The following is an 11,299-nucleotide window of genomic DNA, read 5'->3' as shown; positions in this document are numbered from 1 at the left end:
TTGCAGTATACCCAACGAACCCTGTGGGAGCGGGCTTGCTCGCGATGCAAACGGCGCGGTTTGTCAGGCAGACCGCAGTGATGTCATCGCGAGCAAGCCCGCTCCCACAAGGGGATTGGCGTTAGCGTGGTTGCTCGGCCACGCAATCGCTCAGCGCGGCGGTCCATTCGGGTTGGGTGACTTGCCATTCTCGGGCCAGCTTGCTGCAATCCAGGCGCGAGTTTTGCGGCCGTGCTGCGGGTGTCGGGTAGGCGCTGGCAGGAATGGGTTCCAGCGTCGCGCAGGCCTTGCCCTGGGCGCTCAGGTGCGCGGCGATGGCCTGGGTAAAGCCAAACCACGAAGTTTCACCCTGAGCAGTCAGGTGGTAGGTGCCCCATGCCCCGGTTTCACCGGCTTGCCAGCGCTCGATCAATGCCCGCGTGCTTCGGGCTATGGTGCCGGCCCAAGTCGGTGCGCCGATCTGGTCAGCCACTACGCGTAATTCCGGGCGTTCTTGCAGCAAGCGCTGCATGGTCAGCAGGAAGTTTTTACCATGGGTCGAGTACACCCAACTGGTGCGCAGGATCAAGTGTCGGGCACCGCTCGCCGCGATGGCCAGTTCTCCCGCCAGCTTGCTTTTGCCGTATACGCCGAGCGGGTTGGTGGCGTCGTCTTCGGTGTAGGGCGCAGGTTTGCTGCCATCAAACACGTAGTCGGTGGAGTAGTGAATCAAGGGGATGCCCAGGGCCGCCGCTTCTTCAGCAAACACACCCGGTGCGGTGGCGTTGATGGCAAAGGCCAGTTCCGGCTCGCTTTCAGCCTGATCCACGGCAGTGTGAGCTGCGGCAATGATGATCAAGTCCGGCTTGTGCGCCCGCACCTGGGCACGGATTTGCTCGGGCTGGCTCAGATCGAGTACATCGCGGCCCAGCACAATCAGGTTGCCCAGACCGGCAAGGTGCTTTTGCAACTCAACGGCAACCTGGCCGGTTTTGCCGCTGATAAGGATGTTCAACGGGGTTTTAAGGTCAGTCACGCGATCAGGTCCCTGGGCTCGGTGAAGCCCAGGCGCTGGCCCTGATAGCTGCCGTCTTGCACGCGCTGGCACCACTCCAGATGGTCCAGGTACCACTGCACGGTTTTGCGCAGGCCGGTTGCGAAAGTTTCTTCGGGCACCCAGCCCAGCTCGCGTTCAATTTTGCCGGCGTCGATCGCGTAGCGCTGGTCGTGGCCCGGGCGGTCCTGGACGAAGGTGATCAGGTCGGCAAACTGCGCGACGCCCGCCGGACGCTCGGGCGCCAGTTCTTCGAGCAGGGCGCAGATGCTGCGCACCACGTCGATGTTCTTTTGCTCGTTATGCCCGCCGATGTTGTAGGTCTCGCCTACGACACCTTCGGTCACGACTTTCAGCAGGGCGCGGGCGTGATCCTCGACGAACAGCCAGTCACGCACTTGCAGGCCATTGCCATACACCGGCAGCGGCTTGCCGGCGAGGGCGTTGAGGATCACCAGCGGGATCAGTTTTTCCGGGAAGTGGAACGGCCCGTAGTTGTTCGAGCAGTTGGTCAGCAACACCGGCAAACCGTAGGTACGGTTCCAGGCGCGGACCAGATGGTCGGACGCCGCCTTGCTGGCCGAGTACGGCGAGCTTGGCGCGTAGGGGGTAGTCTCGGTGAACAGATCGTCGACGCCGTGCAGGTCGCCATACACTTCGTCGGTGGAAATATGGTGGAAGCGAAATGCGCTTTTTTCCGGCTCAGGCAAGGTCAACCAGTAAGCGCGGGTGGCTTCCAGCAGGCTGTAGGTACCGACGATATTGGTCTGGATAAAGTCCGACGGGCCATCGATGGAGCGGTCAACGTGTGACTCGGCCGCCAGGTGCATGATCGCCTGCGGCTGGAAACGCGCAATGATCGCGCTGACCGCTGCCTGATCGACGATATCGGCCTGCACGAATTCGTAGCGGGTATCGGTGGCAATGCTTTGCAGCGATTCCAGGTTACCGGCGTAGGTCAGCTTGTCGAGGTTGAGCACTTCATGCCCGGTATTTTTGATCAGATGACGGATCAACGCTGAACCAATAAAACCGGCGCCGCCGGTGACTAAAATGCGCATGTGGTGATTCCTTATTCCCTGAAGGCACTTAAACGTATGAGGTATAGCTTGTGGGGATGCGGCGGGGGGTGCAAGTGGGAGCTGTCGGGAAAATAGCGGTAGGGATAAAAATGCAGATTAATATCTGTTTATTCACGGTTTAAATACGCGTTGAAACTTATAAAGTGTTTTTGTTGTCGATATTTATCGGCTATAAGTGTGCTCGCCGTTGACGCAAAGCTGAGCTGCGTCCACTGTCCTGTTTGTTTCGCACTCAAAACCCAAGACGTTTTCCAGGAGTCCAGATGACCACTTTGCACAGTTCGCCGCGCGCTGACGGCTTTTACATGCCTGCCGAATGGGCTGCGCAGACCCAGACGTGGATGATCTGGCCTGAACGTCCGGACAACTGGCGCCTGGGCGGCAAGCCGGCACAGGCGGCGCACGCGGCTGTGGCCAAGGCCATTGCGCGTTTTGAACCGGTGACCGTCGGGGTGTCGGCAGCCCAGTACGAAAACGCCCGCTCTCAGCTCGATGTGCCGAATATTCGTGTGGTCGAAATATCCAGCGACGATGCCTGGGTACGCGACAGCGGTCCGACCTTCGTGATCAACCGCAGTGGCGAAGTGCGCGGCGTAAACTGGGATTTCAACGCTTGGGGCGGCTTCGACGGTGGTTTGTACTTCCCGTGGAACCGTGACCAGCAAGTGGGCAGCAAGGTACTGGAAATCGAACGTTGCCCGCGTTACTACACCGAAGGTTTTGTGCTTGAAGGCGGCTCAATCCACGTCGATGGTGAAGGCACGCTGATCACCACGGCCGAATGCCTGATGAACCGCAACCGCAACCCGCATCTGTCACGCGAAGAAATCGAAGACGTGCTGCGCTCGCATCTGGCTGTGGACAAGATCATCTGGCTGCCGGACGGCCTGTTCAACGACGAAACCGACGGCCATGTGGATAACTTCTGCTGCTACGTTGCTCCGGGTGAGGTATTGCTGGCCTGGACTGACGACGAGCGTGACCCTAACTACGTGCGCTGCCATGCGGCGATGAATGTGTTGGCGACCAGCACTGACGCCAAGGGGCGGCCGTTTGTGGTGCACAAAATGCCGATCCCGGGGCCGATGTATGCGACCCAGGAAGAGTGTGACGGTGTTGATAAAGTGGCTGGCAGCCAGGACCGTAATCCGACTGAGCGTCTGGCCGGTTCCTATGTGAACTTTCTGATCGTCAACGGTGGCATCATCGCACCGAGCTTTAATGACCCTATGGATGCAGAGGCCAAGGCCATCTTGCAAAAGATCTTTCCACAGCACGAAGTGGTGATGGTGCCGGGTCGTGAGTTGTTGCTGGGTGGCGGCAATATCCATTGCCTGACTCAGCAACAGCCTGCGCCGTACAAAATCTGAGGGATGTGGGAGCGGGCTTGCCCGCGATAAATGCGCTGCGGTCTCTCTGACATACCGCAGTGATTCAATCGTGAGCAAGCCCGCTCCCACAGGGTCAGTACTTATTCAGAACTTGTACGTCCCCGTCATCACCAGGCTGCGCGGCTCGCCCGGCATGATCTGCGCGGCACTGGTGGCCGACGCATAGTAATAACGGTCGGTCAGATTGGTCAGCGCACCGCTCACATCCCAGTCTTTTTCGCGATACCCCGCCAACGCATCCCAGCGCCCGTAGCCCGGCAATACCACGGTGTTCTGGTTATCGGCATAACGCTGGCCCACCAGGGTCAGGCCCGTTTCGGCGTACCAGCCCATCTCCGGCTTCCAGGTAATAAACAGGCTGCCATTGTGCTTGGCCACGCCATTGATGCGTTTGCCCTCAAGCCCGTTGTTGTCCTTGACCACCGTTGCATCCTGCACACCCACGCCGCCGCGCATGTACCAGTTGCCGCCCAGCTTGCCGCTGGCGGTCAGTTCGATGCCGCGTGAGCGTTGCAGGCCGGAGAGCAGGGTGATGGTCGGGTCGTCCGGGTCCTTGGTGCGGCGGTTGTAGAGTTCCAGCTCATACACCGCCAGGGTGGTGCTCAGACGCTCGTCCAGCCAGTCGCTTTTGACGCCGATTTCCTTTTGCTTGGTCAGCTCCGGACTCAGGTCGTTGGTGTTGCCTGCAGCACCGGGGGTGATGCCGATCAGGCCGCCGCCCACCGGTGAGAAGGTCTTGGTCCACGAGGCGTAGAACGAGTGGTTTTGCAGCGGCGTCCAGACCACGCCAAGGCGCGGGCTGGTGCTGTGGCTTTGGCGTTCTTCGGTCGGGATCAAGGGCCTGAGATGGTTGGTGGTCTCGACGTTAAAGCGGTCGTAACGCAAGCCGGCCAGTACCTGCCATTGATCGTTGAGGCGAAGCTGGTCCTGGACATACAGGCCCTGGCTCTCGACTTCGGTGTGGTTGTCGCTGGAAATTACCATCGGCCCGGTCGGGCGCAGGCTACGATCGGGGTTGTACACATCTACTGGCGGTACGCCCCCGGCTTTGTAGAGTTTGGGGTCGCGGCGCTGGCTGCCGAGTTCCAGCCCGGTCAGCAGGCGGTGCTCCAGGCCAAAGGTGTCAAAGCCGCCTTCGATTTCGAGGTTGTTGAAAATATTGCGGGTGGTCATGTCCTGCTGCCAGCTCTGGCGGTTCACCTTGTTGATTTTCGGGTCGTAGCCGGTCAGGTAGGTGTTTTCGAACTGGCTGTCGAGCTTGAACACGCCCAGGGTATGGCGCAGTTGCCAGTTGTCGCTCAGTTCATAGCTGAGGCGCGAGCGCAGGTTCTGGACTTTATCGTCGATAAAATCGTTTTGCCCGCCGTAGGTGGTGCCACGGCTGACATCCGCCGGGCGCCCGTCGATGCTCGGAATGCCGCGATCCGGGGTACGGTTGTAGCGGTTGTATTCGTATTGCACCAGCCAGTTCAGGTCGGGGGTAATTTGCCAGCTTATCGATGGCGCGAACAGCTGACGGTTACCGCTGACGTGATCGCGAAAGCTGTTTTTGTCTTCGTTGCCCATGTTCAGGCGCAGGCTCACGGTGTCACTCGGGTCAGCGCTAAGGTCGGCATACGGGCTGCGCAAATCTTCGCTGCCGCCCTGGGCCTGAATGCTCGACTGGCGGCCGGACTGGGGCATCTTGCTGACGCGGTTGATGATCCCGCCCTGGCTGCCACGGCCATACAGCACGGCCGCCGGGCCCTTGAGCACTTCAATACGCTCGATATTGTGCAGGTCGCGTACGTATTGGCTGTCGTCGCGAATACCGTCCAGATAAAAGTCGTTGCTGGCGTCAAAGCCGCGGATGCGCAGGCTGTCAAAACGGGTGTCGGCAGTGCTGCTGATGTTGGGAATCCCGCTCAAGGCTTCGCCGATGCTGTTGATGCCGTAATCGAGGACGTTGCTGGTTTTTACCGAGTCGATGGCTTGCGGCACATAACGCGCCGGAGTCGAGGTGCGAGTCGCGGTGGTGACATCCTTGACCCGTGGGTCATCGGCCTCAGCTTCGCTGGCGCTGATCGACAGCTCCGGGAGCACAGTGGTGGCGTTACTGAATCCGGCGTACAGCAAGGCACACAGCCCCAGATTCAAGGGTGTTAAACGGCAGGGGGAGAGCATGGTTGAGGGGTGTCCGGGCGGTTGAGAGGGTCGTTATATTTTTAGGGCGTGAATGGTAATGGTTCTTGTTGCCCTATGTTAAGAATTACCAATAGCGCGCCCTGCAAATATGTTTCTGTTTGTTTCTCTGCCCTGCAGCCCTTACAGCACCTGATTCGCCCGGTTCGCGCAACACACTAAAAGGCATACCGATGTTTTTCCCCTGGCCCTGCAAGACTAGGCTGGCGTTCTGTTTTAGTGATGACCCGGAGCCCTACATGACCGCTACACCTGTCCTGCATTACATCTACGACCCCCTGTGCGGCTGGTGCTATGGCGCCAAGCCGCTGATCGACGCCGCGCGCGATATTTTGCCGGTCGTGGCCCACGGTGGCGGGATGATGGCAGGCGCACATCGCCGAGCTGTGTCGGCGCAACTGCGCGATTACGTGATGCCCCATGACCAGCGCATTGCCCAATGCACCGGGCAACCCTTTGGCGAGGGTTACTTCGAAGGCTTGCTGCGCGACACCACGGCAGTATTCGATTCGGCGCCGCCGACCACCGCCGTGCTGGTTGCCGAACAATTGGCCGGGCGCGGCCTGGAGCTGTTGGGGCGCCTGCAAACGGCGCATTACGCAGAAGGGCGGCGGATTGCCGATAAAGACGTATTGCTGGCAGTGGCGACCGAAATGGGCCTGGATGTCGATGCATTCCGCGCCGCTTACGCTGCGATGAGCGGCGATGTAACGCAGGCCCACTTCAAGGCCAGCCGGGCATTGTTGTCCCGGGTTGCTGGGCAGGGCTTTCCGACTGTTGTACTGGAGCAGTCCGGCCAGTATCAGGTGATCGACCTTGGGGAGTATTTGGGCAAGCCTGAAGCTTTTGCTGCCTGGTTGCGCCAGTGCGCTGGCGTCACCGGTACAGACACAATCGTTTCAGCGCCAGCCTGTGGCCTGGATGGTTGTCAGTAACAATTTCTGACACTTCGGTCAAAGCTTTGAAAAGCCTTGGCAATTAACAAATTTTTCACGAAATTGACACCTCGCCTTCACGGCAGCTAGGATCCCTGCCAACGCCTGTGGCGATAAGCCATACACCAACTTTTCGAAAGACCTGCACACAGTCTTCGTGCGGGTCTTTTTGTTTATGTGAAGCAACCACCACTCAATGTTTCAGCTTGAACCCCACAGCGCGCTTCTATTCAGAAATAAGGAAAATAATATGTTGAACAAACGGATAGGTCTTCTCGCTCTGGGCGTACTCAGTGCTACCCAGGCTATGGCTAACGATCAAGCTGACGCAAAAGGTTTTGTAGAAGACAGCCACCTCAATGTACTGGCGCGCAACGCCTACATCAGCCGTGACTACAAAAACCACCAACAAGACAAAGCTGAATGGGGCCAGGGTTTCCTCGGCACATTCACTTCGGGCTTCACCCAGGGCACCGTAGGTGTGGGTGTGGATGCTTTCGGCATCTACGCACTGCGTCTGGATGGCGGTCGCGGCAACAGCGGCGCGGGCGGTATCGATTTCTTCAAGCAGGGCGCCAGCGGTAAAGCGGCTGACGACATCGCCAAGGCTGGCGCTGCGGTGAAGGTTCGCGTGTCCAACACTGTGCTCAAGTACGGCGATCAAATGCCTGCGCTGCCGGTGTTGATGTATGACAACTCGCGTCTGATGCCGGAAAGCTTCACCGGTACCCTGTTGACCTCCAAGGAGATCAACGGTCTGGAAATCAACGTCGGTCGCTTCACTGCAGAGTCGCGTAAAAGTGCTGAAGCACGCGACAGCGGTGACTTGAAAAGCATCAACGTGTTCGGCGGTAGCTACAAGTTCACCGACAACCTGTCGGCGTCCCTGTACGGCTCCGAGATGGAAGACGAACTGAACAAGCAATACGTGGGCGTAACCTACGCAATCCCGCTGCAAGACAAACAGTCCCTGACGTTTGATTTCAACGGCTACCGTACTCACGTAAAAGAAGACTACGCCCGTGACGTGCTGAAGGTTGACGGCCAGGACAACAAGATCTGGAGCCTGGCAAGCACCTACGCTTTCGGCGCGCACACGGTGACCCTGGCGTACCAGAGCAGCACCGGCGAAATCGGCTACCCGTACGGCGGCTATCGCAACGCAGGCGGCGTGGGCGACGGTGGCAACACCATCCTGCTGGCCAACTCCTACTGGTCCGACTTCAATGCCAAGGACGAACGTTCGTGGCAGCTGGGTTATGGCTTCGACTTCGGTCCCGTTGGTATTCCGGGTCTGACCTACAACATCGCCTACGTGCGCGGCACCAACATCGACGACGGTTCCGACCGTGGCCGTGGTACCGAGCGCGAAATCTTCAACCAGGCCAAGTACGTCGTACAAAGCGGCCCGGTCAAAGACCTGAGCGTGCGTCTGCGTGGCTCGTGGTTGCGCGTATCGAACAACGCCAGCGAGTACAACGTGGGCGGCAACGAAGTACGTGTATTTGTTGATTACCCGATCAGCATTTTCTGATGCTACCGACCTGTTGAACAGGTTGGACATCTGAATAAAAACGCCCCGACTGGTTCGGGGCGTTTTTTTTGGCCGCGATTAACCGCGGCGTGAGGAACGCATCCGGATGAAACCATCACTCACACTTGGGTTGGACCGAGAACTAGTTGGCCATTATCGGAAGTGTTTAAGATTATTCCCTTGAGATTATATTCCTTTGGTGGCATATTTTGAGCATGACATGGAACGTTGAGTACACCGACGAATTTGGCCTATGGTGGGAAACGCTCAGTGAAAAGGAACAGGTCAGCGTGGCGGCCAGTGTCAAATTGCTAGAGCTGCTCGGTCCGGCCCTGCGCTTCCCCCATTGCAGCGATATCAAGGGGGCACGCTACGGTAACCTTCGCGAACTACGCGTGCAGCATGGAGGTCGCCCCTACCGGGTGCTTATGCCTTTGACCCACGCCGCTGCGCCTTGCTGTTGACGGGCGGTGACAAGACCGGTCACGACCGATGGTATGAAGAGAATGTCCCTTTGGCGGAAATTCTCTACGAAGTCCATTTGCAGACACTGATTGAAGAGGGCCAGGAAAATGGCTAAAAAATTTGCCGAACTTGAACCGCGCATGTCCCCAGAGGCGCGTGAGCAAACCCAGGCTTTATACCATCAGCATTTGCAGGAAATGCCTTTGCACGAGTTGCGCAAAGCTCAGGCGCTGAGCCAGGAGACACTGGCCAAAGCGCTGAATATCAACCAGGCGGCAGTTTCCAAAATGGAGCGGCGCACTGACATGTATATCAGTACGTTGCGTAATTACATTCAAGCCATGGGTGGCGAGCTGGAAATCATCGCGACTTTCCCGGATGGTCAGGTAAAAATAGAAAACTTCGCGCACAAATAACGCGTTCTAAAATACCCAAACCGCCAATGCCATTGAAGGCCCTGCAACGGCCAGCGGCACGATCAGGCGCGGCCGGTATGTCAGCAATATCACCAGCCCGCCAGCCGCAACGCTGAGCACTGCCGCCCACAAGGCGATACCCACTGACGGGCCCAGTTCGATAACGCCGGGGATCACCGCGCCAACCAGCAGCAGCCAGCCCAGCAGGCGCAATAGCTGGCGCTTGAACGGGCCGCCTTTGTCTGCAAACACCTGCCCATGATGGCGCTCGGTACTCAGGCTGAGTGCGCTGAAACCACTGAAACTCAACGCCAGGCATATCCAGATCATGCTGCGCTCTCTTGTCGGGTGTTGACCGTACGCGGTTGGCGCTGTGGCCGTTGCAGCGGTTGATGGCGGTTGAGTTTCCAGGCCGCGTAGCCAAGCAGCGCTGCACTGGCGAGCAAGGTCAGGTCCATGCCCGCCAGCAACCATTGGCCCTGTGCAAGGCTGGCCAGCAGATGGCTGTGTGCAAGGCCGAAACTGAACAGCGGCAAGGCTGCAAATAACCCTGCAGCTACCCAGAGCTGTTCAAGCCAGGCTCGTTTGTGGCTGCGCAGCAGTGGATGAACCAGGCACAGCAACCAGATGATAAAGAAGCTGCGAATTTCCCAGGCGCTGCGCTGGGTCATGTCCACGGGTAATAACCGATTAGCCCAAAAATAGGCGGCAATGGCCAGCGGCAGACCCGCAACAGTGCCGACATTGAGCACCTCGACCAGACGATGGCCGATGGGTGTGCGCCCCAGTTTCTGCCGTTCCGGCAGGCGTTTGACCACCCATAGCACCAGCCCGGTGGCAATCATTGCCGTACCCACGACCCCGCTGATAAAGAAAAACCAGCGCAGCGGAGCACCGGCAAAGCGGATCAGGTGCAGGCTGGAAAACACGTTATAGATCGCGTTGGGCGTGCTGATCGCAGGGGCGGGTGGGCTGTTCAACAAAGCACCACTCACACCGTCAAAACGCAGCCGTTCGCTGTTGCCCCGGTCGATCAGGCTGTCGCCACCGCGTTCACGCAGCTCGATGACGGCATCCGATGTGCCGGGCCGGGTCACGCTGATGCTGCTGACTCCTCGGGGCCAGCGCTGCTCGGCCTGGGCCAGCAGGGGGGCAACGTCCGTCAGTGGCACCTGCTCGCCCAATGGCTGATCGCCTGCACCCATTGCTGGCGCAGTACGGGCACCGCGTCCGCCGCTTTCGTTGAAGAACTTTTGGGTATCACCGCGATAGGCGCTTTCAACGCCCCAGGGCATCAACATAAACATCAGCAGCAACAAACCGCTGTAAGTGATCATCAAGTGAAACGGCAGGGCCAGCACTGCAGTGGCATTGTGCGCGTCCAGCCATGAGCGTTGTCCCTTGCGTGGACGAAAAGTGAAGAACTCCTTAAAGATTTTTTTGTGGGTGATCACCCCGCTGACAATCGCCACCAGCATCACCATGGTCGCAATACCGACGATCCAGCGCGCCAGCACTCGCGGCATGCCGTACAGCTCAAAGTGAAAACGATAAAGAAAACCGCCGCCACGGGTTTCCCGCGGGGTCACCGGTTCGGCCGTGCCCGCATCCAGGGCCACGCTTTGGCCGCCCCTTTTGACGACCGGCTGGCCGATGTCGAACCACTGTGCCTGCGCCCCGGCATTGCGTTCGCCGGGCAGGGTGAGGGTCCATTGCGCAGCGTTGGGCGCCAGGCTTTGCATGGCTTGCGCAAGGCGCTGCGCGGTCTGGTTGTCGGGCACAGAGGCGTGCAGTTCAGGTTTCATCCAGAACGTGATTTCTTCCTGAAAAAAACTCAGGGTACCGGTCAGGAACACGGCATACAGCAACCAGCCGAGTAACAGCCCGACCCATGTGTGCAGCCAGGCGTTGGCCTGACGAAAACCGAGGGCCTTCATGGCATGACTTCCCGCAGCAGCAGGTGGAGGGCCGGCGGCACGCAGCAAGCCAGGGCAACAAGCCAGGCCCGGATTGCAGATGCGGCGCTAAATGCCCAGATTGCCATCGCGCAATACAGCGCAAAGGCCAGCATGGTGGCGCTCAGCACTGCCTGCGCCCGAGGCCCGGGCAGCAACAGACTGAGGCTCGCCGCCGCCAAGGCGGCAAACAGGTAACTGCCAAAAATGGCCAGTACGGTGCGTGCGGCAATGGCCAGACGGTAGGCCGTCTGCGGCGCATGATTAAGGGCATCGCTCATATGAATACCTTGGGCGCGCAGCCCGG

10 protein-coding genes and 1 pseudogene are annotated in these 11,299 nt (G+C 59.0%); 5 read left to right on the top strand and 6 right to left on the bottom strand.

All coding sequences use genetic code 11. The features are described from left to right. Positions 1–121: 121 nt before the first annotated feature. Positions 122–994, bottom strand: a complete 873-nt coding sequence (gene rfbD / locus GHN92_RS01920) for a dTDP-4-dehydrorhamnose reductase (RefSeq protein WP_095001084.1) — start codon at positions 992–994, stop codon at positions 122–124. A 17-nt stretch (positions 995–1,011) separates the two neighbouring features. Next, a complete protein-coding gene (gene rfbB, locus GHN92_RS01915; protein WP_095000743.1) occupies positions 1,012–2,094 on the bottom strand; it encodes a dTDP-glucose 4,6-dehydratase in 1,083 nt (360 codons plus the stop codon). Between the two features lie 284 nt (positions 2,095–2,378). Between rfbB and aguA the strand changes: the two genes are divergently transcribed. Next, positions 2,379–3,485: an agmatine deiminase gene (gene aguA, locus GHN92_RS01910; RefSeq protein ID WP_153379223.1), complete on the top strand. Its 1,107-nt coding sequence runs from the start codon at positions 2,379–2,381 to the stop codon at positions 3,483–3,485. Positions 3,486–3,590: 105 nt separating this feature from the next. On the opposite strand, the gene GHN92_RS01905 is transcribed toward aguA, so the two are convergent. Next, the gene (locus GHN92_RS01905) at positions 3,591–5,669 is read right to left on the bottom strand and encodes a TonB-dependent siderophore receptor (RefSeq protein WP_153379221.1); all 2,079 of its coding nucleotides are present in this window, start codon (positions 5,667–5,669) and stop codon (positions 3,591–3,593) included. Positions 5,670–5,926: 257 nt separating this feature from the next. Between GHN92_RS01905 and GHN92_RS01900 the strand changes: the two genes are divergently transcribed. From GHN92_RS01900 to GHN92_RS01885, 4 genes and pseudogenes are all read left to right on the top strand, one after another. Further along, positions 5,927–6,622 (top strand): DsbA family protein, encoded by a 696-nt coding sequence (locus GHN92_RS01900; protein ID WP_095000746.1) that lies wholly within the window; start codon positions 5,927–5,929, stop codon positions 6,620–6,622. A gap of 250 nt (positions 6,623–6,872) precedes the next feature. Then, positions 6,873–8,156, top strand: a complete 1,284-nt coding sequence (locus GHN92_RS01895) for an OprD family porin (protein ID WP_153379219.1) — start codon at positions 6,873–6,875, stop codon at positions 8,154–8,156. 215 nt (positions 8,157–8,371) lie between these two features. Further along, positions 8,372–8,736 (top strand): annotated as a pseudogene (locus tag GHN92_RS01890) (type II toxin-antitoxin system RelE/ParE family toxin). Beyond that, positions 8,729–9,037, top strand: coding sequence for an XRE family transcriptional regulator (locus tag GHN92_RS01885; RefSeq protein WP_153379216.1), 309 nt, complete (start codon positions 8,729–8,731; stop codon positions 9,035–9,037). The pseudogene GHN92_RS01890 and the gene GHN92_RS01885 overlap by 8 nt, the downstream one beginning before the upstream one ends. Positions 9,038–9,043: 6 nt before the next feature. On the opposite strand, the gene GHN92_RS01880 is transcribed toward GHN92_RS01885, so the two are convergent. The 3 genes from GHN92_RS01880 to GHN92_RS01870 are packed head-to-tail and all read right to left on the bottom strand — an operon-like array spanning position 9,044 to position 11,273. Then, positions 9,044–9,367, bottom strand: a complete 324-nt coding sequence (locus tag GHN92_RS01880) for a DUF3325 domain-containing protein (RefSeq protein WP_095031414.1) — start codon at positions 9,365–9,367, stop codon at positions 9,044–9,046. Next, positions 9,364–10,974: a PepSY domain-containing protein gene (locus tag GHN92_RS01875; RefSeq protein WP_153379214.1), complete on the bottom strand. Its 1,611-nt coding sequence runs from the start codon at positions 10,972–10,974 to the stop codon at positions 9,364–9,366. Before GHN92_RS01875 ends, GHN92_RS01880 begins: the two co-directional genes overlap by 4 nt. Next, a complete protein-coding gene (locus GHN92_RS01870; RefSeq protein WP_153379212.1) occupies positions 10,971–11,273 on the bottom strand; it encodes a hypothetical protein in 303 nt (100 codons plus the stop codon). Before GHN92_RS01870 ends, GHN92_RS01875 begins: the two co-directional genes overlap by 4 nt. Positions 11,274–11,299 lie beyond the last annotated feature (26 nt).

This window comes from Pseudomonas sp. FSL R10-2964 (genome assembly GCF_009600035.1).
GTDB classification, from domain to species: Bacteria; Pseudomonadota; Gammaproteobacteria; order Pseudomonadales; family Pseudomonadaceae; genus Aquipseudomonas; species Aquipseudomonas bubulae.
This window is presented reverse-complemented; position numbering and strand designations above follow the sequence as displayed.

What these genes read in the sequence shown, in the direction of transcription:
- rfbB (WP_095000743.1), bottom strand. Translation starts at nt 2,094, where the DNA reads ATGCGCATTTTAGTCACCGGCGGCGCCGGTTTTATTGGTTCAGCGTTG.
- aguA (WP_153379223.1), top strand. Translation starts at nt 2,379, where the DNA reads ATGACCACTTTGCACAGTTCGCCGCGCGCTGACGGCTTTTACATGCCT.
- GHN92_RS01905 (WP_153379221.1), bottom strand. Translation starts at nt 5,669, where the DNA reads ATGCTCTCCCCCTGCCGTTTAACACCCTTGAATCTGGGGCTGTGTGCC.
- GHN92_RS01900 (WP_095000746.1), top strand. Translation starts at nt 5,927, where the DNA reads ATGACCGCTACACCTGTCCTGCATTACATCTACGACCCCCTGTGCGGC.
- GHN92_RS01895 (WP_153379219.1), top strand. Translation starts at nt 6,873, where the DNA reads ATGTTGAACAAACGGATAGGTCTTCTCGCTCTGGGCGTACTCAGTGCT.
- GHN92_RS01885 (WP_153379216.1), top strand. Translation starts at nt 8,729, where the DNA reads ATGGCTAAAAAATTTGCCGAACTTGAACCGCGCATGTCCCCAGAGGCG.
- GHN92_RS01880 (WP_095031414.1), bottom strand. Translation starts at nt 9,367, where the DNA reads ATGATCTGGATATGCCTGGCGTTGAGTTTCAGTGGTTTCAGCGCACTC.
- GHN92_RS01875 (WP_153379214.1), bottom strand. Translation starts at nt 10,974, where the DNA reads ATGAAGGCCCTCGGTTTTCGTCAGGCCAACGCCTGGCTGCACACATGG.
- GHN92_RS01870 (WP_153379212.1), bottom strand. Translation starts at nt 11,273, where the DNA reads ATGAGCGATGCCCTTAATCATGCGCCGCAGACGGCCTACCGTCTGGCC.